This window comes from Stenotrophomonas sp. 71799_Sma (assembly GCF_056482505.1).
In genome coordinates, this window is sequence record NZ_CM151202.1 from 2,596,010 (window position 1) to 2,622,302 (window position 26,293).

The window sequence follows — 26,293 nt, forward strand, 5'->3', positions numbered from 1 at the left end:
GCAAGTGCTTGAACCCTTCCGAAGGACCCCCGCATGACCCGCCCTGTTCCGCCTGCCGCTCTGCGCCGGCTGGCCCCCACCCTGCTCGCTGCCTGCCTGTGTGCGGCCCTGCCCGCCACGGCGCAGACCGCTGCGTCAGCGCCCATCGAGCTGCACCTGCCGGCCGGCCCGTTGCAGGCTTCGCTCAACTCGCTGGCGCGGCAGAGTGGCATCCAGCTGTTGTTCGCCGCCGACAGCGCGAGCGGCCGCAGCGCCCCGGCTGTTGATGGCCGCTACACCCCGCGTGAGGCCCTTCAGCGGCTGCTGGCCGGGCAAGGCCTGGCGATGCAGGAACGTTCGCCGGGTGTGTTCGTGGTGAGTGCCGCGCCAGCGCCGGCGAAGCCGCGCACCCCGGCCCGGGCCGCATCATCGGCGCCGTCATCCGCCACGACGACGTCGCTGGCCCGCGTTACGGTCTCGGCCTCGACCGCGCGCATGCCGCAGGGCGAGACCGCCATGCCCAATACCATCACGGTGCTGACCCGCGAGGACATCGCCCAGCAGCTGGCGCTGGGTTCGGATGTGTCGCGGGTGCTGTCGTCACAGATCCCGGCATTTGCCCCGGCGCGCGAAAAGATGTCCAACTACGGCGAAACCCTGCGTGGCCGCGGCATCCTGTACATGGTCGACGGCGTGCCGCAGTCCACGCCGCTGCGCGATGGCTCGCGTGATTCGCACACCATCGACCCGGCGATGATCGAACGCATCGAGGTCATCCACGGCGCCAACGCGCTGCAGGGCATCGGCGGCACCGGCGGCATCGTCAACATCATCACCCGCAGTGCGCCCAGTGAGCCGGGCGCGTTCCTGCTCGACACCAACGTCAGCTACAGCGCTGCCCTGCCCAGCCGCCACGACGACAATGGCCAGCGCGGCTCGGCCCTGGTGGGCGTGCGCGGCGAGCAGTTCGACCTGGTGGCTGGCCTGGCCTATGAGAAGCAGGGCCTGTACCACGACGGCGAGGGCCGATCGATCGGCACCAACGCGCAGGGCGAGCTGATGGACTCGACCTCATCGAACGTGTTCGCCAAGCTGGGCTGGAACATTGCCGAGGGCCATCGCCTGCAGGTCATGGCCAACCGCTACGAACTGCGCGGGATGGACAACTACCTGGCCATCAACGGTGACTATCGGACCGGTCGCCCGACCATTTCGGTCCCCGGCGATACGCCACTCGATCCGCCGATGAACCGCTCGCGTTCGCTGACGGTGGACTACAGCGCCGCCGACCTGCTCGGTGGCCGTTTCCAGGCGCAGGCCTTCGCGGTGGATTTCGAAGGCCGCTACGGTGCCAGCCAGTGGGACCCGTGGGGCAACACCGGCGCCAACGCCGCCTGGGACCAGACCCAGAACGAATCGGACAAGCGCGGCTTCAAGCTGACCCAGAGCTGGACCCGCGTCGTCGACACCACGCTGGACGTGACCCTGGGCCTGGACGGCCTGCGCGACCGCACCCACCAGGTGCTGCTGGCCAGTGGCATGAACTGGGTGCCGCAGACCACCTACCAGAGCCTGTCACCGCTGCTGCAGCTGCACTGGTGGCCGACCGATCACCTGATGCTGTCCGGCGGCCTGCGCTACGAAAAGGGCGAGCTGGAGGTGGGTGACTACACCACGCTGCCCCGTTACGGCGCACGCAAGGTAGCCGGCGGCAAGCCGACCATGAGCGAGACCCTGCCCAACTTCGGCGCGGTCTGGTACATCAACGACCGCCTCAACGCCTATGCCTCGTACTCGGAGGGCTACACCGTGGCCGACGTCGGCCGCGTGCTGCGCGCGATCAACCGCGACGGCCAGCGCGTGGACAGCCTCATCGACCTGTCACCGGTGGTGTCGGACAACCGCGAGATCGGCCTGGAGTACGACGATGGCCGCTTCAGCGGTGACATTGCCTACTACACCTCCGAATCCAAGCTCGGCTCGGTGCTGATCTACGATCCGGGCATCGATGCCTATGCGGTGCAGCGTCAGGCCACCCGCGTGGAAGGCTTTGAAAGCAACCTGCGCCTGCGGTTGGGCGACAGCCGGCTTGGCCTGGGCTATGCGCGCGCCAACGGCCGCTACGATGCCGACGTTGACGGCCGCCTCGACAGCGACCTGGCTGGTGTGAACATCGCACCGAACCGGCTGACCGCGTTCTGGGAACAGAGCTGGACGCCGCAGCTCAGCACCCGCCTGCAGGCCAGCCATGCCTTCGACCGCGACTTCGACCTGCGTGGCACGCAGGTGGCGGAGTTCAAGGGTTACACCACTCTGGATCTGGTCGCGCGCTATACGCTGGACAAGCACGCCTTCACGCTGGGCGTGCAGAACCTGGCGGACAAGCAGTACATCAGCTACTACTCGCAGACCACGCCGTCGAATCCGAGCTATTTCTCCGGCCGCGGCCGGGTGCTGACGCTGGGGTGGCAGTACCGGTACTGATCCATGGCGCCCTTATGGGAGCCATGAAATCTATGCGAGACGCGATGAAGGGGGCCCATGCTAGTTTCTGGGCCTCCTTCAAACGGACGTGAACCATGCGTTGTTCCCTGCTCGCCTTCGCCCTGGCCGCTGCTGTTCCGGTCGCGCACGCCAGTGCCGCCGAGGCACCACTGCCGCAGCTGCGGGCCTACACCGTGGACACCTCCTGGCTGCAGCCGATGGCACCGCTGCAGATCGCCGACCACACCTGGCAGATCGGTACCGAAAACCTGACCGCGCTGCTGGTGCAGACCGCCGAGGGCGCAGTGCTGCTGGACGGCGGCATGCCACAGATGGCCGGCCACCTGCTGGACAACATGAAGGTGTGCGCGGCGTGGCCCCGCAGGACCTGCGACTGATCCTGCTCAGCCATGCGCATGCCGACCACGCCGGCCCGGTGGCCGAGCTCAAGCGTCGCACCGGCGCGCACGTGGTGGCCAACGCCGAATCGGCTGTGCTGCTGGCGCGCGGCGGCAGCAACGACCTGCACTTTGGCGACGGCATCACCTATCCGCCCACCAGCGCCGACCGCATCATCATGGATGGCGAAGTGGTCACGGTGGGCGGCATCGCATTCACCGCGCACTTCATGCCGGGGCACACATCGGGCAGCACCGCCTGGACCTGGACTGACACCCGCGATGGCAAGCCGGTGCGCATCGCCTACGCCGACAGCCTGAGTGCACCGGGGTATCAGTTGAAGGGCAACCCGCGTTATCCGCGCCTGATCGAGGACTACAAGCGCAGCTTCACCACCGTGCGTGGCCTGCCCTGCGACCTGCTGCTGACCCCGCACCCTGGCGCCAGCAACTGGAACTATGCCGCCGGCAGCAAGGCCGGCGCCAAGACACTGACCTGCAGCGCCTACGCGGATGCGGCCGAGAAGACGTTCGACGCGCAGTTGGCCAAGGAATCTGCGGCACACCGCTGATCCTGTAGAGCCGAGCCTACGCTCGGCTTGCCGGAAGAAAACAGCCGAGCGTGGGCTCGGCTCTACACAGGACACGTGGGAAGGTGCCGGTCAGGGCGACCGGCACCTGCGACCATCAGCCACCCTGCCCGTGCTGGGCAAACGGCTCGGTGCTGCCGTCGGCGCGCACCAGCTCAACGGTATACGGCTGCACGTAGCCATCCGGCATTTCCATGCCCGGCGAACCGGCCGGCATGCCCGGCAACACCAGGCCGCGCGCTGCGGGCCGCTCGGCCAGCAGTCGCTTGATGTCCTCGGCCGGAATGTGGCCTTCAACCACGTAACCACCGATCTCGGCGGTGTGGCAGGACGCCTTGCCGACCGGTACACCCAGGCGGACCTTGATCGGGTTCATGTCGTCGGTGTCGCGCACATCCACCTGGAAGCCTTCGGCCTTCAGGTGATCGACCCAGATGCCGCAGCAGCCACAGCTGGCAGTCTTGTGCACGATGGCGATGGGCAGTGCAGGATCCACCTGCGACGGACCGGCCATGATCGGTGCCGCAGGGGCGTCGCTGGCAACCGGTGTGGCGGCGGATTCTTCAGCGGCACGCGCGCAGGCGGTGGTGGCCAGCACGGTGCCCAGCAGCAGGCCGAGGGAGAGAGAACGGTTCATGGTGTTGATTCCTTTGCAGATGCGGGCAACGCGGCCCGCTGCCTGTACATCGAAGGCACAGGCAGAGTCGAGAATGAGTCGAGCAGCTATGGCAGGCACTTGAGGCCTGCAGGGAATCACACGATGGGAGGCCGTAACGGGTCCGGCAACGGCGGCGGTGCGCGTTGCTGGGCGCTGGTTGGCAAAGGCGCCTCACGCCATGGCAAGGCGGGCGTTCCGCTCAGGGAGGCCAGCATGCCGAGGCTGGCCGGCGGGCATTCGCACTCATTGCTCTGGCAGACCGTTGATGCTGCATCGTCGCAGCATCCGGCCATGGCCGCCGAATGCGGTGCAGCGCAATGGTCCTGGCTGGCCGGGCCGCTGTACGAAGACGCGGCGAGCGCCAGCGCCGGTGCATTCAGCACCAGGGCGACAAGCAACGTCCATCGCAGCAGCAGGCCAGACAGGTTCACACGCCGATGATAGCCGATGCGCGCGCTACGCAATCGCCGCGGCCATCGCCTGCACCCGCACCGGAATCGACTTGGCGGCGGGCGTGCCGCTGATGCGGTCGTAGTAGTCCAGCGGCAACAACGGGTTCAGCTCCGGGTAGTAACCGGCCAGCGCGCCGCGCGGCATCGGGTAGTCCAGCACGGTCAGGCCCTCGATGCGCCGCTGCACGCCATCGCCGCTGATCGTCTCCAGGCTGACCAGCGCCTCCTTCTGCAGTCCGCGCGCCAGCCGGTCCTCGATGTTCATGAACAGCACCATGCGATCGTTGTACACGCCGCGATAGCGGTCGTTGTAGCTGTAGATGGTGGTGTTGTACTGGTCGTGCGAGCGCACGGTGGCCAACCGCAACATGTCCGGATCGTGCACCGGATCGTCCACGTCCAGGCCGGGCATCACCAGGATGTTGGCCTTGCCATTGGGCGTGGGCCAGACGCGGCGGCGCGGCGGAATGTCCAGATGGAAACCGTGTGGCTGCTGGATGCGCTCGTTGAAGCCGGTGTAGATCTCCGGGTACACGGCAGCGATCAGATCGCGGATGGGCGCATAGTCGTGCATGCACCGCGCCCAGTCGACCTTGCTGTCTGGCAGTGCGGCCATCGCCATGCGGCAGACGATCTCGACCTCGGGCAGCACCTCGGTGCTGACCGGTTCGAGCACGCCGCGCGAGGCGGTCACGTTCGACATCGCGTCTTCAATGGTGACGAACTGCTCGCCGGCCGGCGTGACGATGCGCTCCGAGCGCGCCACCACCGGCAGGATCAGCGCATCGCGGCCATGAACCAGATGACCGCGGTTGAGCTTGGTGGCGATGCCCACGGTCAGGTCCAGCCCACGCATCGCTTCATACGCGCGAGGCGTATCGGGCACCGCATGGATGAAGTTGCCACCCAGGCCGATGAACACCTTGGCGCTGCCGTCCAGCATCGCCTCGATGGATTCGACCACATGATGGCCATGCTCACGCGGCGGATCGAAGCCGAACACCTGCTGCACGCGGTCCAGATAGGCCGGCTTGGGCTTCTCGTCGATGCCGACGGTGCGGTCGCCCTGCACATTGGAATGCCCACGGATCGGCCCGATGCCCGCACCGGGCTTGCCGAAGTTGCCGCGCAGCATCAGCAGGCTGGCGACCTGCTGCAGCAGGCGCGAGCCATACTGGTGCTGGGTCAGCCCCATACCGTAGCAGATCACGGTGGCCTTGGAGCGGATGTAGATCTCCGCACAGCGTCGGATCTGCGCCTGCGAAATGCCGGACACCTGCACGATCTCGTCCCAGTCCTGCGCCATCACGTCTTCGCGAAGCGCCTCCAGCCCCACCGTGTGTTCTGACAGGAAATCATGGTCGAGCACGCGCTCGCCCTGCGCCTCGCGCTCGAACATCACCTTCATCATGCCTTTGATCAGAGCCAGGTCGCCGCCGATACGGATGTGCACGAACTCGCTGGTGATCTCGGTCGAACCGAACGTGGCCATCTGCACCACGTCCTGCGGCTCGGCAAAGCGGATCAGCGCGCGCTCGGGCATCGGATTGACCGCCACGATCGGGATGCCGCGTTTGCGCGCCTCGACCAGGTTGCTCATCATCCGCGGTGAATTGGTGCCGGTGTTCTGGCCGATCACGAAGATCGCCTCGGCGTGCTCGAAATCCTGCAGCACGATCGTGCCCTTGCCCACCCCGATGGCCGGCGGCAGGCCGCGGCTGGTCGGCTCGTGGCACATGTTCGAGCAGTCCGGGAAGTTGTTGGTACCGAACTCGCGCACAAAGATCGAATACAGGAACGCCGCTTCATTGGGCGTGCGCCCGGAGGTGTAGAACTCGGCCTGGTGCGGGCTGTCCAGCGCCTGCAGGTGGCGGCCGATCAGCGCGAAGGCATCATCCCAGCTGCACGGCACGTAGTGGTCGGTGGCTGCGTCGTAGCGCATCGGCTCGGTCAGCCGGCCCTGCATCTCCAGCCAGTAGTCGGTCTGCGCCATCAGTTCGGTGACGGTGTGCTGGGCGAACAACTCGCGGCCGGCGCGGAACTGGGTGGCTTCCCAGGCCAGTGCCTTCGCGCCGTTCTCGCAGAACTCCAGCTTCTTGCGTTCGTCGGCGTCGGGGAACGCACAGCTGGGGCACTTGAAGCCACCCGGCTGGTTCATCGCCAGCAACGCCTTCGAGCCTTTGCCGATCACGCTTTGCTGCAGCAGCACCTTGGCCGTGGCACCGGCGGCACCCCAGCCACCGGCCGGCTGGTTGTACGGCTTGTAACGCGGTGGCTTCTGCTCGGACATGTTCGGGGACCTTACGGTAGGAACGCGGCAACAATGGGCACATCGCAGTCCGGCGGCGCTTTCAATCGCACGGCCAGCCCCACAGTCAAACACGGCCTGCACGGCTTCGCCAGTGGCTGCGCGCTGTTTTCAGCGCAGCCTGCCATGACAACGGTTACACCTGCGTCAGCGCACGGCCACTGCGCTATTCTCGATGCCGTGGGTGGTCCACCACCTGCGTATTTCCTTAGTCCGGACGCGCTGCATGCCAGATTCGACCCCACCGCACACCCCGCCTGCCGGCACGGCCCTGCGCCCGTTGCAGCGCTGGCGCAGCAAGGGGCAGCAGCCGCAGATCGACGTGGTGGCCGAGGAAGTGCCGGTGGCGCTGCGTTACAACGGCGCCGCCTTCGCGGTGATGATGGCCACACCCTGCGACCTGGAGGACTTCGCGCTGGGGTTCTCGCTCAGCGAGGGATTGATCGCTACGCCTGCCCAATTGCTGGCCATCGAGGTACGACCGCAACTGGAAGGCATCGAGCTGCAGATGACCGTGACCGAGGATGCACCCGGTGCCGACCTGGATCCGGCCAACGGGCGCCTGCTGCCCGGCCGCGGTGGCTGCGGCCTGTGCGGCACGCGCCAGCTGGAGGAAGTGCTGCGGCCGCTGCCCGAGGTGCGCGAACGGCGAACCTACCCGCCAGCAGCCCTGCAACGGGCGCTGGCCACGCTGGTGCAGCATCAGCCGATGAATGCGGTGAGTGGCTCGACCCATGCCGCGGCCTGGGCCGATGCCAGCGGCCGCATCGGCTGGGTGCGCGAGGATGTCGGCCGCCACAACGCGCTGGACAAGCTGATCGGCGCCCTGCATCACAATGAACACACGATCGAGGGGGGCTGCTGGTGATTTCCAGCCGCGCCAGCTACGAAATGGTCAGCAAAGCCGTACGGGCCGGCATCAGCGTACTGGCTGCTGTCTCGGCACCGACCGCGCTGGCGATCGACCTTGCCCGTAGTGCAGGCCTGTGCCTGGTCGGGTTCGCGCGGGAAAGCGGATTCAACGTGTATACCCATCCCGAGCGGCTGCAGGCGAACGATAACCGGGACGACTGAGAACGACCGGGAGCACGACGCCCCCGGTCTGGCACAGCTCAGCGCAGCGCCACCTTCGGGAAGTCCACCGGCACGTCGAACGCTACGTTGACGTAGTTCGTGAACAGGTTGAGCGCTACGTGGGCGAGGATCTCAACGATCTGCTCATCGTCGAAGCCGGCCGCACGCAGCGCCTGCACATCGCCATCGGTGACCTGCGCACGCTGCTCGACTACCTTCAGCGCGAAGTCCAGGGCAGCGGCGGTAGCCGGGTCACTGGACTGACCGATCTGTGCAGCGGCCATCTGCTCGCTGCTGGCACCCGCCTTGCGGCCCAGCGCGGTGTGTGCGGCCAGGCAATACTCGCAGGCATTGCGGTTGGCGATGGCCACGGCGATCTGCTCGCCCAGCAGCGGCGACAGGCGACCGCCGCCCAGCGCGCCGAACGAACCCCACATGCTCTGCAGGGCGGCTGGCGAGTTGGCCACGGCGCGGAACATGGCCGGGGTGGCGCCGAAGGCAGCGTGGACCTGACCCAGCAGGGCCTCGCGGTCGGCGGTGGTGTTGGCGGCATCGATCAGGGGGACACGGGACATGGTGGATCTCCTTGGGAAAGCGCCCGGGATTGGACGACCCGCTCATCCTAGGTAGACTCGCTGGACGCTTCAGGCGCAATCAGCCACACATGTTGTCCATTCATCCATGAGCACGCCCACCGACACCTCCCCACCCGACCGTCTCTCCTCCCTGCTGGAACGCTTCCGGGTGCAGGCCGCGCTGTTCCACAGCGGTCCGCTGTGCGGGCGCCATGTCTTCGAGCCGCAGCCCGGTCGTGCCTTCCTGCACATCCTGCGCCAGGGTGAAATGGAGGTCCGTCATCCCGACGGCGATATCGCGCTGCCCCGGTTGAAGATCGACACACCCAGCCTGCTGCTGTATCCGCAACCGCTGCACCATGTGTTCTTCAATGCACCGCTGGAAGGCCCGGATTTCACCTGCGCCACGCTGGATTTCGATGGCGGCGCGCGTAATCCGATCGTGCAGTCGCTGCCGCCGGTGATGGTGGTGCCACTGGCCGCGATCGGCGAACTGGATGACACCCTGCACCTGCTGTTCGCCGAGGCCGATCGCCAGCGCTGTGGTTCACGGCTGCTGACCAACCGCCTGTTCGAGGTCGCGCTGATCCAGATCCTGCGCTGGGTGGTGGACCACCCGGATGCGGCCGGCGTCAGCCATGGGCTGATGCGGGGGCTGTCCGATGTACGGCTGGCACGCACACTGGTGGCGATGCACCAGGCGCCACAGGACGAATGGACGCTGCCGCGCATGGCCGCGACTGCCGGCATGTCGCGCAGCGCGTTCGCGGCCGTGTTCAAGGACGTGATGCAGGCAACGCCGGCCAGTTATCTGCTGGACTGGCGGCTGAGCCTGGCCTGCGCGCAATTGAGGGCCGGCGTGGCGGTCAAGCAGGTGGCGATCGAGGTGGGCTTTGCCGATACCGCGTCGCTGTCGAAAGCGTTCCGCAAACGGTTGGGGGCCTCGCCGAGGGCGTGGTTGGCCGCGAGCGCAGCGCCGGCTGGGTAAATAGGTAACGGGTAGAGTCGACCGCAGGTCAGCTATCGCGCGAAGCGCGGGGGTTTCGTTGCCTGACCGGAGAGCAGTCGAGCATGGCTCGACGCTACAAGTGCGGTGACCCATCAGACTTCGCCAGCAGCCCGGCGATGCGCTCGGCAACCTGGGCACGTACGCCTTCGTCCAGCTGCCCTTCGTACATCGCCTCGTAGATCCACAGGCCATCGGCGGCCAGCCGCGCCACGAAATTGTCGAGCGCTGCGCTGTCTTCCGCTGTACCCGCCTCCGGCGGCAGCGGTGCCCAGCGACGCACCGCCGGTCCCCACGGGCGCTCTTCGGCGTCCGGGTCGGCCGATTCGAGCATGAACATCAGCTCGGCACGGGTGGCGCTCTGGGCCGACACGCGCACGAAGGTCTGGTAACGCTCCAACGCAGTGGCCTGCTCGGCGGTCTTGCCCAGCAACGCTTCCATCGACGTCTCCCAGGCCTGTACCAGGTGTTCGTCGATCCCCCGCAGCAGCGCCTCGCGCGACGGGAAGTGATACAGCAGGCCACCGCGTGTCAGCTGGGCCTCGGCCGCCACCGACTCAAAGGTCACCGCGCGCACGCCGTCACGATTGATCACGTTGACGGCGGCGTCGAGGATGCGATCGCGCTTGCTGGTTCTCATCGCTTCATTTTACGCGATCGGCCGCGCCCTCGCGGCTGCCGACGCGGCCGCGCAGCAGGCGCGCGATGATCGCCGCACCCAGCGCCAGCACCGCCATGATCACCAGCAGCACGATCTGGTAGCCACGGTCATACGCGGCCGCAGCCAGTGCGAACCACTCGCCCTGCCCGCTCTCGCGCGCGGCATGCAGCGCCTGGGTGAAACCCTCGCGGGCAAGCGCGGGCATATCGGCCGAGACCGGCAGGAACGCGCTGTACATTGCGGCACTCAAGCTGCCCAGCATCGCCACCGCCAGCAGGCCACCGAACTCATAGGACACTTCTTCCACCGACGAGGCCATGCCCGCACGGTGCGCCGGCACGTTGTTGAGGATGGCGGTGGACGCCACCGAGATGGCCGAACCCATACCGAAGCCGGTGATGGCCATGCCAGCCGCCACCCAACCAAGGCCGTGCAGGAAGCCGAACGCCACCACGCCGACGCCCAGCGCACCTGCGGCCAGGCCACCACAGATCAGCGGGCGCAGGCCCACCCGGTGCAGGATGCTGCCGCCGAGCAGCGCACTGGGCAGGCTGCTCAGTGCCGCCACCGACACCAGCAGGCCCGCCTGCAGCGGCGTGAAACCTGCCACCAGCTGGAAGCGCTGCGTGGTGACCAACTGCAGGCCGGCCATCGCGAACAGGGTGAACACCGCCGACAGCGTGCCGGCCAGGAACGCCGGATTACGGAAGATCGCAAAGTCCAGCAGCGGGTACGGCAGCTGCTGCTGGCGGCGCGCGAACGCCGCACCGCTGATGACGGCCAACACCAGCGCGGCTGCGCCCAGCGCATATGAGGGCGGCGTGGCGATCAACGACTTGATCGCCAGCACCAGGCCGGACAGTGCAGCCAATGCCAGCACTGACGACACCAGGTCCCATGGCCGCGAGGTGTCGCGCTGTCCTTCCGGCGCCAGCAGCAGCGTGGCCACGAACGCGACCACCACCACCGGCACGTTGATCAGGAACACCGAGCCCCACCAGAAGTGCTGCAGTAGCCAGCCGCCAATGATCGGGCCGAGCGCCGCACCGACGATGGCGACCGAACCCCAGATCGCGATGGCGATGTTGCGTTCGCGTTCTTCGTGGAAGCTCAGTCCGATCAACGCCAACGTGGCCGGCATCATCGCTGCGGCACCGATCGCCAGGAATGCACGCGCGGCAATCAGCTGCGTTGCGGTGTCAGCGAACGCCGCTGCCAGCGAGGCGACGCCGAACACCACCAGGCCGATCAGGAACATGCGCCGGTGACCGATGCGGTCGCCCAGCGTGCCCGCACCCAGCAGCAGGCCGGCCATCACCAGCGGATAGGCGTTGATGATCCACAGCGCCTGGCCGGCACTGGCCGAGAGTTCTTCGGTCAGGGTGGGCAGCGCGGTGTAGAGCACGGAGTTGTCGAGCGTGACCAGCAGCAGGCCGGCGGCGACGGTGAACAACAGCGCCCAGCGACGGGCACGCGACAGGGCCGGAGCACCGGCCAAGGGCTGGGACAAAGCCATGGGAGAACCTGATGGGGGTGGAATACGGCCATAACTATACAGGATGTCCTGTATAGTTATGAAAACAGCGCCACCAATTCAGATTGGGGCCCGGGCAATGTTCATGTTGTCGTGCCCCTCATGCCGGGTCGTGCCCGGTGTCAGGGATCATCACCGGCAATCTTCCGGCAGTGCGGCAATCGCCGATACCACCGCCGCCTGCATGCCCTTCCCCACGGCCATGTCCAGTTCCCCGCCAGTTCCCCCATGCTGGCGCCGCAGCTCGTCCTCGCACAGGCCGCGCACCCGCGCACGGGCATTCGCGCGCAGGCTGCTGCACCGCCAGTCGGCGCCACCCAGCGGCAACACCGAATACACCACGCTGTTGCAGGCGTTGCCGGCACGCTGCTGCAGCGACAGTCCACCAAAATCCCGCGGTTCGCTGCTGCGTTGCGGGTCGAAGTAGCTGTCCGGAAACGTGCGCGCATACTGTTCGATGTCCACGGCCATGCTGCGCCCACCGGCCAACGGCATCTGCAGCGGCTGCCCGCACGGCGTCGCATCGGCGCGGTGCTGGATGTACTGGTAGATCGGCCGGTCCAGCGATGGGGCCTGCTGGGTCACCGCGCTGACTGCCGCCAGCACCGGCAGCGATGCACGATTGGCCATGCGCGCCAGCAGCCCCGCCTGCGTCGGCTGGCAGCGGTCGCGCAATGTTGCTGCGAGCAGGAAGAGCACGTCGTTGCGAAACGCGGGGTCATCACCCAGACGCTGTTCGATGCGCTGGCTGGCAGCGGACGCCGGTGCCGGAAACGCGACCGCAGGCGGCGCGGTGGGTGCGCGCTGCCGCTGCCACCACACCAGCAGCACCACCGCGCCCAGCAGCACCCCGGTAGCCATGAGCCATCGCCTGCGCATCAGTTGCGGATCGCCGTCAGCGTGGCTGCCGCGGCATCGTAGGACGCGCTGGCGATGTCCGCGTCGAAACGCTTCACCTGCAGGCGGCCGGCAAGCCGGTACGGATCCCACAGATCGCCCAGCGCGATCGGTGTCGCCAGGGTCACGTGGATGATCTGGTTGGGTGGCGGCGGCGGCACATGGATACACGCGCCGTAGAACGGCACGAACAGCAGTTCATCGACCAGGCCGGCATCGTTGGTGCCGAGCGGCACCACGTAGCCATCCAGATCCACCGCGCGACCGTCGACAGCGTCGACCACGCGCGAGGAGCCGAACTGCTTGGCCCGGTCCGGGCTGGAATGGTCGATCTCCAGCCCCGGTGGCGTGCCCGAGCCGGTGTCGTCGATCAGGCCACCCACGCCCTCCATGCCATTGCGTGACAGGCCGATCTGCGGGGGTGGGCGCTGGTAGCTCACTTCGTCGGGTCGCAACGCGTCCCAACGGTCGATGGGGGCTTCGGCCGTGGCGGAGGGCGCCGGCTTGTCCTGCGGCCCGACCACCAAGGCATCGCCGCCCGGCGCCGTACAGCCTGCCAACCACAGGCATCCCGCCGCCAGCAACAGGTGACTACGGTTCATAGGGCCTCAGCTGTGCGTCACGCATGGTGTAGGCCGAACCGGCCAGATCGTCATCCAACCGTTCGGCGCGCAGGGTGCCCGCCAGGAAGAACGGTGAGTACATGTCCGGCATCTCGATCGGGCGCGGCAGCACTACGTGCACGATCTGGTTCGGTGGCGGTGGTGGCACGTGGATGCAGGCGCCGTAGTACGGCACGAACAGGAATTCGGTCAGCCGCCCGTCCTGCGCGTTGGCCAGCGGTACCACGTAGCCCGGCAGGCGCACCGGCCGCTGCAGCACCGAATCCACCGTGCGGAAGGTGCCGAACTGCGGCATGCGCCGGTTGCCGTTGTGCTCGACCTCCGGGCCCTCGCCCCGCTCCAGTGCGGCCAGCTCGTCCTTCGGCATCATCTGTAGCCAGTCCAGCTCGTGCTCCGCAGCGTCTGCAGGATCATCGCGATCAACCACCGGCGCGGGTGGCAACGCCTGCACGCCGGTATCCACGGGCCGCTCACAGGCGGCCAGCGCCAGCACCATCGGCACTACCCACATCCAGCGCATGCTCAGCCTCCCGGTGAAAGGCCATCGGCCAGGGTGCGCCGGTAAGCGAGCAACGCCGGCACCAGCCCCGCTACCGCGCTGACCAGCAGCACGCCCGCAGCCCATGTCAGCTCGCGGCCATCCGGCCAGACATGGGTGATCGACAGGCCGAAGGTGGCAAGTACCCAGCCGCGCCCGGCAATGCTGGCGACCACCAGCAGCGACAGGGCCAGCACGCACGCCACGGCACTGGTCGCCACCGCTTCCACCACGAGCAGGCCCGCGATGTAGCCCGGTCGCGCACCGGTGGCACGCAGGATGGCCATCTCGCGCCGCCGCTCCTGCAGGGTCGAAACCAGCAGCGCCACCAGTGAGACCATGCCCAGCAGCACCACCATTGCACTGATCAGCTGCAGGGCTCGCTCGGCGGTGCCCAGCGACTGCCACAGCTGCTGCAGGGTCACGCCGGGCAGGATCGCCAGCATCGCCTCGTCCGGATACTCGTTGATCCTGCGCTGTACCGAGAACGTGGAGATGCGCGAGTTCAGGCCGAGCATGAAGGCGGTGATGCTGGTCGGGGTCAGGTCCAGGTGGCGCGCCTGCTCGGCGCTGACGCTCTGGCTGCGCAGCTGCACGCCCGATCGCCAGTCAACATGGATCGCCTCGATGGCCGGCAGCGAGACCAGCAGCGACGAATCCACCGGCGTGCCGGTGCGCTGCAGGATGCCGGCAACGCGGAACGGCTTGTCGGCATGCGTGGCCAGCGTGACCGCGCCGGTGCCGTGCGCCAGCACGATCTCGTCGCCGAGGCCGACCTTCTGCGCGCGAGCCACCTCCGCGCCGATCACCGCGTCATACAGATCATCGAAGGGCCGCCCCTGTGCAAAGGCCAGCGCGTGGCCGGAACCATAACGATAGTGTTCAAAGTAGCCGCCAGTGGTACCCACTACCCGGTAGCCGCGCCAGGAATCGCCCAGCGACAACGGCACCGACCACTTCACCTGCGGCAATGCGGACAGCTCCTGGTAGGACTGCCAGGACACGTTGTTGGTCGGGTCGCCGATATGGAACACCGAATACAGCAGCAGGTTCACCGGTCCCGAACGCGCACCGACGATCAGATCGGTGCCCGATACGGTGCTGGCAAACCCCTCGTGCGCCTGCGTGCGTACACGCTCGACGCCCAGCAGCAGCACCACGCTGAGGGTGATGACCAGCACGGTCAGGCCCACGCTCAACGCGCGGCTGCGCAGGCTGGCCCAGGCAAGCTCAAGCATGGCCGGCACCTGCCTGGTTGATCTCGGTCAGTGAAATGGTGCGATCGAACAACGGCTGCAGGCTGTCGTCATGGCTGACCACCAGCACCGTGGTGCCGGCCGCCTGGCACTGCGCGGACATCAGCTGCAGGAAGGCGCTCGCCGCTTCGCGGTCGAGCGCCGAGGTGGGCTCATCGGCCAGCAGCAACGTCGGACGGCCGATCAGGGCGCGCGCTGCCGCCACGCGTTGTTGCTGGCCAACACTGAGCGTACCCGCCCGCCGCTGCATCAGCTCAGGATTGAGCTGCAGGGCCTGCAGCAGGCGGGCGATCTCGGCATCCAGCGGCCCGCTGATGCGTGCGCTGCGCAGGCGCGAGAAGCGCAGGCCCAGCGCGATGTTGTCGCGCACGGTGAGGAACGGCAGCAGATTGAACTGCTGGAAGATCACGCCCAACTGGTCGGCACGGAAACGATCCCGCGCCGCACCACCCATGTCCTGCAGTGCGTGGCCGGCCACCTCGACACGGCCCTTGCGGGGCAGCAGCACGCCCGCCAGCAGGCCCAGCAGGGTGCTTTTGCCGCCACCGCTGATTCCGCGCAGCAACACGCTGCTGCCCTGCTCGACCCACAACCGCGGGATGTCCAGCACCAGCCGCGTGCCGTAGCCGAACTGCACGTCTTCCAGCGAGATCACCGGTGCCGCGCTCACGGTGCCAGCACCACGCGCAGGTTGTCGGGCGTCAGCACACTGCGGTTTTGACCATTGGCGGTTGCGCTGTTGACGATGACTTCGTGCAGGCCCGGGAAAAGTACGGGCAGGCGCACGACGATGGCGCGCAGCGCGGCAGGTTTGGCACAGTGGTACTGCAGCGTTGCGCTGAAACCTGCGTGCCGGTGCTGTCCCGGCGGCGGCGCGGCGGCCGTCGCGTCGAAGCCCTCCGCATCGGCTTTACTGGTGGCCAGACGGCAGCCCGCAGCGGTGGGCAAGGTGACCCAGTTGCCGCCCTTCAGCAATGACGTCGCCCGTGCCAGCGCGGCCTGCTCGGCTGCATTGGCCGGCGGCCGCTCGTAATCGAGGATGCCGATGCCGGGGGCCTGAAGGGCGAATTCCAGGGTTTGCTGGTCAAGCGCAACATCCACTGTCGCCTGGCCATGCACATGCGGTGCGTTCTGGCGGATGTCGTGGGCCTGCGCGGCGCTGGCAGCCAGCAGCAGGAAAAGAGCAGCGGGAAGCTTCATGGGAAAGACTCCAATTGTTACTATGTAACATTATGGACCACATTCCCACGACCCCCGCAAGGGCCCTGGCCCAGCCGCCAACTTCGGCACGCTGGCACCCCCGCTTCGATCTTGCCGGTGCCTGGCTGTCCCTGGCCTGCGCCGCCCACTGCATCGCCCTGCCCCTGCTGCTGGCCTTCGTGCCGGCAGCGATGATGGCGCTGCGCTCGTTCCAGCATCCCGGCCATGGCGCGATGACATTGCTGCTGATGATGTCGCGCTGGGAATGGCTGTTCGCGCTGCTGGCCTCCTCGTTGGCCTTGGCGAGTACCTCGGCCGGGGTGCACCGGCATCGGCGCTGGCGGCCTGTGCAGCTGGCCTGCGCCGGCGCCATCCTGCTGCTGTCGGCCTCTCTGTACCTGCCGCTGAAGGAATCGCTGCTCTGGCATGGCGTGGCCACGGCATGTGGTGGCGTGCTGTTGGCGTTCGCTCACATCGGCAACCGACGGGCGCTGCGCAAACGGTAGTGCCGGCCGCTGGCCGGACGGAAAAACACCATCCACGCATGGCGTGGATCTACTGATGCACTTCCGGCAGCCGGCCAGCGGCCGGCTCTACCCTTCTCTATTCGTCGAACGGTCGCTGTCCCAGCGTCTGCGTCACGTGGTCGACGAAACAGGTGATGCGCGCGGCCAGCGCGGTGTTGCGGTAGTACACCGCATTGATCGGCTGCCGCACCTCCTGCGTCTGCTTGGCAAACAGCTGCGCCAGGCGGCCATCACGCCGGTCCTGGCGGGTCAGGAAATCAGACAAGCAGGCGATGCCCAGCCCGGCCACCGCCATCTGCCGCAGTGTCTCGCCACTGGATGAAGCGATCGCCGGCTCGATCACGAAAGGCCCACCATCGGCATCGTGCAGCGGCCATTCGTTCAACGAACTGGGCTGGGTGAAGCCCAGCAGATCGTGCTTGCGCAGCTGCTCCACGCGTGTCGGCGTGCCATGCCGTCGCAGGTACTCGGGACTGGCGACGACGCGGATGCGGCTGTGGCCGATCGGCCGCGCATGCAGGGTGGAATCGCGCAGCACGCCGATGCGGAACGCCACGTCGGTGCGCTTCTCGATCAGGTCGGTGATGCCCTCGTTGGAATTCAGCTCCAGCTCCACTTGCGGGTAGCGCTCGCGGAAGCCCTCCAGCAACGGCACGATCACATGCAGCATGAACGGCGTGGCGGCGTCCACGCGCAGGCGCCCGACCGGCTGCAGCCGCCGCGCGGCCATCTGTTCCTCGGCCTCGTCCACCGTGGCCAGGATCGTGCGCGCGTACTCCAGGAACGCCGCGCCCTCCTCGGTCAGCTCCAGCCGCCGCGTGGTCCGCCGCAGCAGCGTGGTCTGCAGCTTGTCTTCCAGCCGCGCCAAGGTGCGGCTGGTGGCGGAGATGGTCAGTTCCAGCGCCTCGGCCGCCGCCGTGATCGAACCACTGTCGACCACGGCCACGAAGGCCTTCAGCTCATCCAGGGTGGTTTTCATTTTTTACCTCGGCGCAAAAGCGTTTCCCGTATACACAGCTTAATCAACAAATGTAAAGCGCCCACACTTCGCCCTGTCCCGAGCCCACCGGCTCCCAACGAAGTCCCTGGAGTCCATCATGAGCGTTCCTTCCTTTGGCGTCGGCACCTTCCGCCTGACCGGCCAGACCGTCATCGACTCGGTGCGCAACGCCCTCGAGGTCGGCTACCGTGCGGTCGATACCGCGCAGATCTATGGCAACGAAGCCGAAGTCGGCCAGGCCATCGCCGAATCCGGCGTCCCACGCGACCAGCTGTTCCTGACCACCAAGATCTGGGTGGACAACTACGCCGCCGACAAGCTGATCCCAAGCCTGCGCGACAGCCTGGCCAAGCTGCGCACCGACTATGTCGACCTGCTGCTGATCCACTGGCCGGCGCCGGGCAATGGCGTTGAACTGCGCGAGTACATGACCGCGCTGGCCGACGCCAAGACGCTGGGCCTGACCCGCCAGATCGGTGTGTCCAACTTCAACATCGAGCTGACCCGGCAGGCCATCGAGGTGGTCGGTGCCGGCGAGATCGCCACCAACCAGATCGAACTGAGCCCCTACCTGCAGAACCCGGCACTGACCACCTTCCTGCAGGACCAGGGCATCACCGTGACCTCCTACATGACCCTGGCCTACGGCAAGGTGCTGAAGGATCCGGTGCTGGCCACCATCGCCGACAAGCACCAGGCCACCGTGGCCCAGGTTGCGCTGGCGTGGGCGCTGCAGCGCGGTTACTCGGTCATCCCGTCCTCGACCAAGCGCGAGAACCTGGCCAGCAACCTGCTCGCCCAGGACCTGCGCCTGGATGCCGATGACATGGCCGCGATCGCCGCGCTTGACCGCAACGGCCGCGAAGTCGATCCGCCGGGCCTGGCCCCGGCCTGGGACTGAGGCGCCAGGCCATGGGCAGTGCGATGACCCGGTTGCAGGCCGGTGGTTTCAGCATCGGCATCGAAGCACCGCTGGACAATGACTGGACGCCGCTGGGCGAACAGGCACGACGCGCCGCGCGACGCCTGCCCGGCGAACCGGACCTGCAGTGCCATGCAGAACTGGCACGCTTGGCCGACCGCCTCGGCTTCCGTGCGCTGTGGGTGCGCGACGTGCCGGTGTACGACCCGGCCTTCGGTGATGCGGCACAGGTGTTCGAGGTATTCAGTTACCTCGGCTATCTGGCTGGCATCACCAAGGACATCCTGCTGGGTACTGGTGCGGTGGTGCTGCCGATCCGCGAGCCGTTGCTGACCCTGAAGTCGGCGCGCAGCGTGCAGCGGCTCAGCGGTGACCGCCTGCTGCTGGGCGTGGCCAGTGGCGACCGCCCGGTGGAGTACCCGCTGTTCGGCCGCGACTTCGACACCCGCGGCAGCCGCTTCCGCGAACAGATCGCACTGCTGCGCGAAGGCGCCGCTTCGCACCTGCCGCAGGGCCTGGACGTGTTGCCCGCGGATGGCCCGGCCCTGCCGTTGTTCGTGGCCGGCCTGGCCCAGCAGCAGCCGGCGTGGATCGGCCAGCACATGGATGGCTGCCTGGCCTACCCGGGCACGCCACAGGACCATGCGCAACGCGTGGCGGCCTGGCGCGCCGTGGCCGGCAACAAGCCGTATGCCAGCTTCATCCACCTGGACCTGGTGGCCGATGCCGATGCCCCGCTGCAGCGCTGGCGCTTTGGGCTGCGCGGCGGCCGCAACGCCCTGCTGGCCGAGCTGCACGCCATGCAGGCGGCCGGTGTCGACCACATCGGCCTGCAGTTCCGCCGCAACGAACGGCCGTTGGCCGAGACCTTCCACGAGATCGCCGAGTACGTGCTGCCGCACTTCCCGGCCCATGCCGACGCCGCTGCGCCGCATGCCCCGCTTGCCGCCCCCGCGACGGCCTGACAGTTACCGGAGCTTTGCCATGAAAATGAACACCCTGGCCGCGCTTGCGCTGGCCACCCTGCCGCTGTCCTTCCAGGCCACCGCCGAGGACTGGTACCCCTCTGCCTACGGCGCCAACGACGAGATCGGCGCCGCCAACCTGCTCACCACGGACGTGGTCAAGCACGCGGTATCGCTGGTCAGGACCGGCAAGACCTATCCGCTGGCGGTGCCGGTGGACAAGAACCTGCCCGCGTTCCGCCACCGCAGCTTCCGCCTGTACAACGTGCAGGTCGGCCAGCAGGCCGGCAAGTCGCTGGGCCCCAACAGGTTCACCTTCAACGATGAACTGGTGAACGCCTGGACCGGCGTTGGCACCCAGCTCAACGGCATCGGCCATATCGGCATCGACAACGTCTACTACAACGGCAACAAGGCCGCCGACTTCGTCACCGTGGACGGTGTGCGCAAGCTCGGCGTCGAGAAGGTGCCGCCGATGGTCACCCGCGGCGTCGTGCTGGACATGACCGCGCACTACGGCAAGGCGATCGTGCCCGGCGGCACCGAGTTCACCGTGGCCGACATCCAGGCCGTGCTGAAGAAGCAGGGCCTGAGCCTGCGCAAGGGCGACGTGGTGCTGTTCAACACCGGCTGGCTGGAACTGATCGGCAAGGACGACAAACAGTTCCTGGAAGTGGAACCGGGTATCGGCATGGAGGCCGCGAAGTGGCTGGCCGACCAGGGCATCGTCGCCTTCGGTGGCGACACCTGGGCCTCGGAGGTCTACCCGAACCCGGACGGTGCCGAGGAGTTCCCGATCAACCAGTACATGCTGGCCAAGCGCGGCATCTACAACCTGGAGCTGATCGACAGCCGTGCGCTGGTGCGCGACAAGGCCTGGGAATTCCTGTTCGTGCTCGGCCAGCCGCTGTACGTCGGCTCGACCCAGGTCAACATCAACCCGGTGGCGATCCGATGAACGCCGCCTCCGCCCTGCCATTGTTCGCCGGCCGTCGCTTCCGCGTCAGCTATGACGGCCTGGCTGCCGACAATGTCTACAGCGCCGATGGCCGCCACGTGCAGTACGCCATCATCTCCGGCACCTATGCCGGTGCGCAGGGCGAAGCCGCCTGCGAGTGGCAGCAGATCAGCGAAGGGGTCTATGTCATTTCGTGGCAGGAAGCCGATGGCGCAACGGTCGTGCATGTCGATGACTTCGTGGGCGGGCATTCGCTGGCCTGGTTCACCGCCACCGATGGCAGTTTCCATCGCATGCAGGGGCCGCTGCACGCGCTGTGATGCCGGCCAGCGGCCGGCACTACCTTGTTAGTGGGCCGCACATTACAGATCGGTAATGTGCGGGTCAGGGCAGCGAAAGGCGCTGCCCTCCACCCTGTGGGCCACGTCTTCCACAGGTGTCCCACGCATGGCCCGCTCCCTGCTCCGCTCCACCGTCCTTGCTGTCCTGCTGACCGGCCTCGCGGTTGCGCCGCTGGCGCTGGCCCATCCCAGCCTGGTGCGCTCGACGCCGGCCGCCGACGCCACCGTAGCCCCGGCGACCGAGATCACGCTGCAGTTCAGTGAGAAGGTGATGCCGCGTGCCACCCGCATCGAACTGAGCATGGACCATGGCCGCATGAAGATGGCCATGCCTACCGTCGCGCAGGACGTTTCCGAAGATGGCCACACGCTACGCGCGCGTTTCGCCAAGCCGCTGCCCGCCGGCAGCTACGCACTGCAATGGCGCGCGGTCGGTCAGGACAGTCATCCGATGACCGGCAGCTACCGCTTCACCGTGAAGTAAGGCTGCCGCCATGGCCGAGCTCTCGCCGTATGCACTGCGGCTGGCGCTGTACCTGGTACTGATGCTGCTGTTCGGGCGGCTGCTGTTCGTCCGCCCCGGGCTGCCACGCGGCATCTCGCTGGCGCTCGCCGTGGTTGCGCTGATCCTGGTCGTCATCGATGCCGTGAACCGGTTGTCGGGCGTGCTCGGCATCCCGGCAGCCGATATCGACCCAGCAACGAGGCACTGGTTCCTCACCGGTACGCCGGTGGGTGAGGCGGGGCTGCTGCGCATCCTGGCCCTGCTGGCAATGCTGCCGCTGCTGGCAGTCAATCGCCCGGTGCAGGGCCTGCGCCGTCTGGCGCTGCTGATACTCACGGCGGTAGCTCTGGCCAGCCTCGCCTGGAATGGTCACGCCGCCGCCGGTGATGGATTCGGCGGGACGTTGCGGCTGGTGGCCGGCATCGTGCACCTGCTGGCCGCCGGTGCCTGGGTCGGCGCGATCGCCGCCATCCTGCAGCTGGCGCTGCGTCCACAGGGCCTGCGCCTGCACGAACGTACCCGCGAACTGTGGCAGGCCGCGCACAGCTTCGCCGTGCCGGGCACGATCATCGTCGCCCTGCTGGCGATGACCGGCACCTACACCTATGTCGATCTCGGCGGTTCCATACAGACCCTGACCGGCGCCGCGCATGGGCGTTGGCTGATGCTCAAGCTGGCGCTGGTGGGCGGCATGCTGGGGCTTGCCGCGCTGCATCGCTGGCGGCTGGTACCAGCGCTGGCCAGCTCCATCCGCGGCGGCTGGCAACCCAGGCCGCTGCGCTCACTTCGCCACAGCCTGGCCTGCGAATCGGTGCTGGCGCTGCTGGTGCTGGCCTGCGTGGCGGTGCTCGGCACTCTGGACCCATTGGCATGACTCATCCGTTCCAGCACGGGCCCAAGCTGCGATGATGGGCACACCATGAAACTGCTGATCGTCGAAGACGAACCCAAGACCGGCAACTACCTGCGCCAGGGCCTGATCGAGGCCGGCTATGTGGTCGATCTCGCCTGCAACGGCGTCGACGGGCTGCACCTGGCCGGCAGCGGCGAGTACCAGCTGGTCATCCTCGACGTGATGCTGCCCGGCCTGGATGGCTGGAACGTGCTGTCGCGGCTGCGCGAGGCCGGATGGCAGGTGCCGGTGCTGTTCCTCACCGCGCGCAGCAGCATCGCCGACCGCGTTCAGGGCCTGGAGCTGGGCGCGGATGACTACCTGGCCAAACCATTCGCCTTCGCAGAGCTGCTGGCGCGCGTGCGCACCCTGCTGCGTCGTGGCCAGGCGCTGCCGCAGGCCGAACGCATCGTCATCGCCGACCTGGTGGTGGATACCCTGCGCCGCCGGGTCGAACGCGGCGGCCAGCGCATCGCCCTCAGCCAGAAGGAATACACCCTGCTGGAACTGCTGGCGCGCCGACGCGGTGAAGTGCTGCCGCGCTCGTTGATCGCCTCGCAGGTATGGGACATGAACTTCGACAGCGACACCAACGTGATCGACGTGGCGATCCGCCGCCTGCGCGCGAAGATCGACGATGACTTCGACGCCAAGCTGATCGTCACCGTGCGCGGCATGGGCTACGTGCTCGAGGCACCGGACGACGGCACTGTGAACAACGGATGAGCCTGCGCCGTTCCATTGCGGTACGCCTCACGCTGCTGTTCGCCATCGTGGCTACGCTGGTGCTGGCCGCATTGGGCGTGGCGATCTATGTCAGCGCCCGCCACGACCTGGTGGCCCAGGACTTCAGCGAACTGGAGAACAAGGTAGCGTTGATCCGTGACCTGGCCGGCAACGGACCTGCATCCGCACGCGGGCAGCGATTGGCGGAGGCACTGGGCCACCATCCGGATATCGCCTTCCACATTGTTGATGGGAGCGGCGCGGTGCTGTTTTCCACCGCACCGGCACTGCTGCGCGAGCATGCACGCAGCCAGCCGATCGACGCCGCGCCACGGCGGCACGACTGGATCCTCGCCGATGGCCGCTGCATGCATGCTCTGCACCTGCGCCAGACCCTGGCCGACGGCAGCCAGCTGGACACCCTGCTGGCCATCGATGACGACCGCCATGCCGATTTCCTGCAGCGCTTCCGCCATCTTCTTGCAATCGCCATCATCGGCGCCGCCGTGGCCAGCAGCCTGCTCGGCGGCTACGTGGTGCGGCGCACGCTGCGGCCGCTGCGCACGCTGGCCGATGAGGCCCGGCAGATCACCGCTGGTCGCCTGCAGCGCCGGCTGAGTGCACGCAGCGCACCGGCCGAACTGGAGCAGCTGGCGCAGACGCTCAACGGCATGCTGGCGCGCCTGCAGCAGGACTTCGCGCGGCTGACCGAGTTCTCCGGTGATCTCGCCCATGAACTGCGCACACCGATCACCAACATGCTGACCCAGGTGCAGGTGGTGCTTGCGCACCCGCGCAGCAATGAGGCCTATCGCGAGACGCTGGCGTCCTGCGCCGAGGAACTGCAGCAGCTGGCGCAGACCGTGGGTGACCTGCTGTACCTGGCGCAGGCCGAAGCGCCGGGTGCACTGCCCTCGCGCGAGCCAGTGGCGCTGGATGCGGTGGTGGATTCGCTGCTGGAGTTCTACGAGCTTCTGGCCGAGGACCGACAGTTGACCCTGCGCCGCGAAGGTGTGGCGAGCGTGGAAGGCAACCGCTTGCTGCTGCACCGGGCGATTGCCAATCTGCTGTCCAACGCGTTGAAGTACGCAGCCGTGGGCAGCGAAGTGCGGGTGCGGCTGGTCGAGGCCGATGGCGTGTGCAGGGTCAGCGTGCACAACCTTGGCACGCCGATCGCCAGCGAGGCGCTGCCGCGCCTGTTCGATCGTTTCTACCGCGGCGAGCGTGGCCGCCAAGAAGGTGCCGGACTGGGCCTGGCGATCACACGCGCGATCGCACAGGCGCACGGCGGCAGCGTGAGTGTTGTCTCGGATGACACCGGCACCCTGTTCGAGCTGGTGCTGCCGAGCACCTCAGCCCGGTAGTCCCGGCCGCTGGCCGGCAACCCCGGTCTGCTCAAACACCCCGGTCACCCAATCGATGAACACCCGCAAGCGCGGTGACGGCGTGCGGTTGCGTGGGTAGACCAGGCTCAGCGGACTCGGCGTCGGTGGCGTCTCGGGCAACAGCTCCGCCAACTGTCCGCGCGCGATGTACGGGTCCATCCGGTAGCGCGGCGCCTGGATGATGCCCAGGCCCGCCAGCGCGGCACCAAGGAACGCGTCAGCACCGGACACTCGCACCCGTGCCGGCAGCGGCACGTAGCGCACCTGCCCGCCCTGCTGGAACTCCAGAGGAATCAGCTGGCCGGTGGCGCTGGAGCGGTAGCCGACCATCTGGTGGCCGTCCTGCAGCGATTCGATGGTATCGGGCAGGCCGTGCGCCTGCACATAGCCCGGCGAGGCCACCGTGACCTCGCGCAGCATGGTCAACCGTCGCGCCGCCAGATCGCTGTCGGCCAGCGTCCCCACCCGCAACGCCGCATCCACGCCTTCACGCAGCAGGTCGACATAGCGGTCACCCTCGCTGACGTCCAGTTCGATCTCCGGGTAGCGCTGCAGGAATTCCGGCAGGTGCGGAAACAGCAGGTGCCGGCCCAGCGTGCCATGCACTTCGATACGCAACGGGCCGCGCGGCGGCGCGTCACGGAACGCAGCCTCGGCATCATCCATGTCGGCGATCAGGCGCAGGCAACGGCCATAGAAAGCCTCGCCTTCCAGCGTCGGCACCACCAGCCGCGTGGTCCGGTGCAGCAGGCGCACGCCCAGCCGCTGTTCGAGCGCTTTGATCGCGTCGGTCACCGTGGCCCGCGGCAGGTCCAGGTCCTCGGAGGCCCGCGTGAAGCTGCGGCGCTCGACGATACGGACGAAGGCGCGCATGGCCGTGAAGCGGTCCATTGTTCGGCTACCCGGATGATGTTGGCGGATTATGCATGATTATCCGGGCGGGAGAGATGACGAAGATGGCCCTGCGCCATTCCGGCGCGCTCCGCTGGAACCGACCATGACCCTCTCCCCCGCCCGCACTGTCGCCCTGGTCACCGGCGGCTCCCGTGGCATCGGCGCCGCCATCTCCCGCCGGCTCGCCGCCGATGGCCACGCGGTCGCGATCAACTATGCGGGCCGCCGCGACGACGCCGAAGCCTTGGCGGCCGAACTCAACGCAGCCGGCGCGCAGGCGATCGCGCTGCAGGCCGATGTCGCCGATCCGCAGGCGGTGCGGCAGCTTTTCGATGCCATCGAGGCGCGTTTCGGCGGCATCGACGTGGTGGTCAACAGCGCCGGCGTGCTGCAGCTGGCGCCGCTCGCCGACACCGACGACGCCCTGTTCGAGCGGGTGATCGGCATCAACCTCAAGGGTGCCTTCAACGTGCTGCGCGAAAGCACACGACGGGTGCGCGACGGTGGCCGGCTGATCACCTTGTCCACCAGCGTGGTCGGCATCAAGCTGGAGAACTACAGCGTGTACGCGGCCAGCAAGGCAGCGGTGGAGACGATGGGCGCCATCCTCAGCAAGGAGCTGCGCGGGCGCAACATCACCGTGAACGCAGTGGCCCCAGGCCCGACCGCTACCGACCTGTTCCTGGACGGCAAGTCACCGGAACTGATCGAGCGGTTGGCGAAGATGAACCCCCTGCAGCGATTGGGTACACCGGAGGACATCGCCGGTGCGGTGGCGTTCCTGGTTGGTGCCGATGGCGGGTGGATCAACGGCCAGGTGCTGCGCGCCAATGGCGGGATGGTGTAGTCCGCACAGGTGGCATCCACGCATGGCGCGACGCCCTTGTAGAGCCGAGCCCATGCTCGGCTGCTCTTCGCGCAAAGGCCAGAAGCAGCCGAGGATGG

25 protein-coding genes and 2 pseudogenes are annotated in these 26,293 nt (G+C 67.5%); 14 read left to right on the forward strand and 13 right to left on the reverse strand.

What is annotated here, in order from left to right:
* Positions 1–33: 33 nt before the first annotated feature.
* Positions 34–2,463: a TonB-dependent receptor gene (locus ACZK4Z_RS12045; protein ID WP_430371427.1), complete on the forward strand. Its 2,430-nt coding sequence runs from the start codon at positions 34–36 to the stop codon at positions 2,461–2,463.
* Positions 2,464–2,558: 95 nt separating this feature from the next.
* Positions 2,559–3,433: pseudogene (gene blaL1, locus ACZK4Z_RS12050) on the forward strand (L1 family subclass B3 metallo-beta-lactamase).
* 115 nt (positions 3,434–3,548) lie between these two features.
* Here the strand turns inward: blaL1 and ACZK4Z_RS12055 are convergent.
* Positions 3,549–4,088: a DUF411 domain-containing protein gene (locus tag ACZK4Z_RS12055; protein WP_313208181.1), complete on the reverse strand. Its 540-nt coding sequence runs from the start codon at positions 4,086–4,088 to the stop codon at positions 3,549–3,551.
* A 477-nt stretch (positions 4,089–4,565) separates the two neighbouring features.
* A complete protein-coding gene (locus tag ACZK4Z_RS12060) occupies positions 4,566–6,851 on the reverse strand; it encodes an FdhF/YdeP family oxidoreductase (RefSeq protein ID WP_100445871.1) in 2,286 nt (761 codons plus the stop codon).
* 244 nt (positions 6,852–7,095) lie between these two features.
* Between ACZK4Z_RS12060 and fdhD the strand changes: the two are divergent.
* Positions 7,096–7,943, forward strand: a pseudogene (gene fdhD, locus ACZK4Z_RS12065) (formate dehydrogenase accessory sulfurtransferase FdhD).
* A 38-nt stretch (positions 7,944–7,981) separates the two neighbouring features.
* Here fdhD and ACZK4Z_RS12070 read toward each other — a convergent pair.
* Positions 7,982–8,518 (reverse strand): carboxymuconolactone decarboxylase family protein, encoded by a 537-nt coding sequence (locus ACZK4Z_RS12070; RefSeq protein WP_159360222.1) that lies wholly within the window; start codon positions 8,516–8,518, stop codon positions 7,982–7,984.
* A 106-nt stretch (positions 8,519–8,624) separates the two neighbouring features.
* Between ACZK4Z_RS12070 and ACZK4Z_RS12075 the strand changes: the two genes are divergently transcribed.
* Entirely contained in the window at positions 8,625–9,506 is an 882-nt protein-coding gene (locus tag ACZK4Z_RS12075) for an AraC family transcriptional regulator (protein WP_049455146.1), read from the forward strand.
* Positions 9,507–9,600: 94 nt separating this feature from the next.
* On the opposite strand, the gene ACZK4Z_RS12080 is transcribed toward ACZK4Z_RS12075, so the two are convergent.
* The 8 genes from ACZK4Z_RS12080 to ACZK4Z_RS12115 all read right to left on the reverse strand — a co-directional run bounded on the left by ACZK4Z_RS12080 (position 9,601) and on the right by ACZK4Z_RS12115 (position 16,233).
* A complete protein-coding gene (locus ACZK4Z_RS12080; RefSeq protein WP_049455145.1) occupies positions 9,601–10,164 on the reverse strand; it encodes a TetR/AcrR family transcriptional regulator in 564 nt (187 codons plus the stop codon).
* Between the two features lie 4 nt (positions 10,165–10,168).
* Positions 10,169–11,701, reverse strand: coding sequence for an MFS transporter (locus tag ACZK4Z_RS12085; RefSeq protein ID WP_313208183.1), 1,533 nt, complete (start codon positions 11,699–11,701; stop codon positions 10,169–10,171).
* Positions 11,702–11,851: 150 nt separating this feature from the next.
* Entirely contained in the window at positions 11,852–12,598 is a 747-nt protein-coding gene (locus ACZK4Z_RS12090; protein WP_430371421.1) for a hypothetical protein, read from the reverse strand.
* A complete protein-coding gene (locus ACZK4Z_RS12095; protein WP_071305288.1) occupies positions 12,598–13,218 on the reverse strand; it encodes a DUF3299 domain-containing protein in 621 nt (206 codons plus the stop codon). Before ACZK4Z_RS12095 ends, ACZK4Z_RS12090 begins: the two co-directional genes overlap by 1 nt.
* Positions 13,208–13,759 (reverse strand): DUF3299 domain-containing protein, encoded by a 552-nt coding sequence (locus ACZK4Z_RS12100; protein ID WP_430371418.1) that lies wholly within the window; start codon positions 13,757–13,759, stop codon positions 13,208–13,210. Before ACZK4Z_RS12100 ends, ACZK4Z_RS12095 begins: the two co-directional genes overlap by 11 nt.
* A 2-nt stretch (positions 13,760–13,761) precedes the next feature.
* Entirely contained in the window at positions 13,762–15,015 is a 1,254-nt protein-coding gene (locus tag ACZK4Z_RS12105; protein ID WP_430371416.1) for an ABC transporter permease, read from the reverse strand.
* A complete protein-coding gene (locus ACZK4Z_RS12110) occupies positions 15,008–15,703 on the reverse strand; it encodes an ATP-binding cassette domain-containing protein (protein ID WP_279914983.1) in 696 nt (231 codons plus the stop codon). The genes ACZK4Z_RS12105 and ACZK4Z_RS12110 overlap by 8 nt, the downstream gene beginning before the upstream one ends.
* Entirely contained in the window at positions 15,700–16,233 is a 534-nt protein-coding gene (locus tag ACZK4Z_RS12115; protein WP_010485427.1) for a ZrgA family zinc uptake protein, read from the reverse strand. The genes ACZK4Z_RS12110 and ACZK4Z_RS12115 overlap by 4 nt, the downstream gene beginning before the upstream one ends.
* A 32-nt stretch (positions 16,234–16,265) precedes the next feature.
* On the opposite strand from ACZK4Z_RS12115, the gene ACZK4Z_RS12120 reads away from it, so the two are divergent.
* Complete coding sequence (locus ACZK4Z_RS12120) at positions 16,266–16,739, forward strand: MerC domain-containing protein (RefSeq protein WP_248853554.1); 474 nt, start codon at positions 16,266–16,268, stop codon at positions 16,737–16,739.
* 97 nt (positions 16,740–16,836) lie between these two features.
* Here the strand turns inward: ACZK4Z_RS12120 and ACZK4Z_RS12125 are convergent, their stop codons facing one another.
* Positions 16,837–17,739, reverse strand: a complete 903-nt coding sequence (locus ACZK4Z_RS12125; RefSeq protein WP_159360228.1) for a LysR family transcriptional regulator — start codon at positions 17,737–17,739, stop codon at positions 16,837–16,839.
* A gap of 118 nt (positions 17,740–17,857) precedes the next feature.
* On the opposite strand from ACZK4Z_RS12125, the gene dkgB reads away from it, so the two are divergent.
* The 8 genes from dkgB (at position 17,858) to ACZK4Z_RS12165 (ending at position 24,433) form a co-directional block, all read left to right on the forward strand.
* Positions 17,858–18,661 (forward strand): 2,5-didehydrogluconate reductase DkgB, encoded by an 804-nt coding sequence (gene dkgB / locus ACZK4Z_RS12130; RefSeq protein ID WP_279914985.1) that lies wholly within the window; start codon positions 17,858–17,860, stop codon positions 18,659–18,661.
* 11 nt (positions 18,662–18,672) lie between these two features.
* Positions 18,673–19,647 (forward strand): TIGR03571 family LLM class oxidoreductase, encoded by a 975-nt coding sequence (locus tag ACZK4Z_RS12135; protein WP_043396137.1) that lies wholly within the window; start codon positions 18,673–18,675, stop codon positions 19,645–19,647.
* A 19-nt stretch (positions 19,648–19,666) separates the two neighbouring features.
* Positions 19,667–20,605 carry a cyclase family protein gene (locus ACZK4Z_RS12140; RefSeq protein WP_164191135.1) on the forward strand — a complete coding sequence of 313 codons (939 nt, stop codon included), beginning with the start codon at positions 19,667–19,669 and terminating at the stop codon, positions 20,603–20,605.
* The gene (locus ACZK4Z_RS12145; protein ID WP_279914987.1) at positions 20,602–20,925 is read left to right on the forward strand and encodes a MoaF-related domain-containing protein; all 324 of its coding nucleotides are present in this window, start codon (positions 20,602–20,604) and stop codon (positions 20,923–20,925) included. Before ACZK4Z_RS12140 ends, ACZK4Z_RS12145 begins: the two co-directional genes overlap by 4 nt.
* Before the next feature lie 127 nt (positions 20,926–21,052).
* Positions 21,053–21,430: a copper homeostasis periplasmic binding protein CopC gene (copC, locus tag ACZK4Z_RS12150; RefSeq protein ID WP_043396147.1), complete on the forward strand. Its 378-nt coding sequence runs from the start codon at positions 21,053–21,055 to the stop codon at positions 21,428–21,430.
* A 10-nt stretch (positions 21,431–21,440) separates the two neighbouring features.
* Positions 21,441–22,325, forward strand: a complete 885-nt coding sequence (gene copD, locus ACZK4Z_RS12155) for a copper homeostasis membrane protein CopD (RefSeq protein ID WP_430371411.1) — start codon at positions 21,441–21,443, stop codon at positions 22,323–22,325.
* Positions 22,326–22,370: 45 nt separating this feature from the next.
* On the forward strand, positions 22,371–23,069 hold the full coding sequence (locus tag ACZK4Z_RS12160; protein WP_010485410.1) for a heavy metal response regulator transcription factor: 699 nt from the start codon (positions 22,371–22,373) through the stop codon (positions 23,067–23,069).
* Positions 23,066–24,433, forward strand: a complete 1,368-nt coding sequence (locus tag ACZK4Z_RS12165; RefSeq protein ID WP_430371409.1) for a heavy metal sensor histidine kinase — start codon at positions 23,066–23,068, stop codon at positions 24,431–24,433. The genes ACZK4Z_RS12160 and ACZK4Z_RS12165 overlap by 4 nt, the downstream gene beginning before the upstream one ends.
* On the opposite strand, the gene ACZK4Z_RS12170 is transcribed toward ACZK4Z_RS12165, so the two are convergent.
* Entirely contained in the window at positions 24,422–25,345 is a 924-nt protein-coding gene (locus tag ACZK4Z_RS12170) for a LysR family transcriptional regulator (RefSeq protein WP_019337204.1), read from the reverse strand. The genes ACZK4Z_RS12165 and ACZK4Z_RS12170 overlap by 12 nt on opposite strands.
* Before the next feature lie 106 nt (positions 25,346–25,451).
* Here ACZK4Z_RS12170 and ACZK4Z_RS12175 point away from each other — a divergent pair, with 106 nt between their 5' ends.
* Complete coding sequence (locus ACZK4Z_RS12175; RefSeq protein WP_019337203.1) at positions 25,452–26,195, forward strand: SDR family oxidoreductase; 744 nt, start codon at positions 25,452–25,454, stop codon at positions 26,193–26,195.
* Positions 26,196–26,293: the final 98 nt, after the last annotated feature.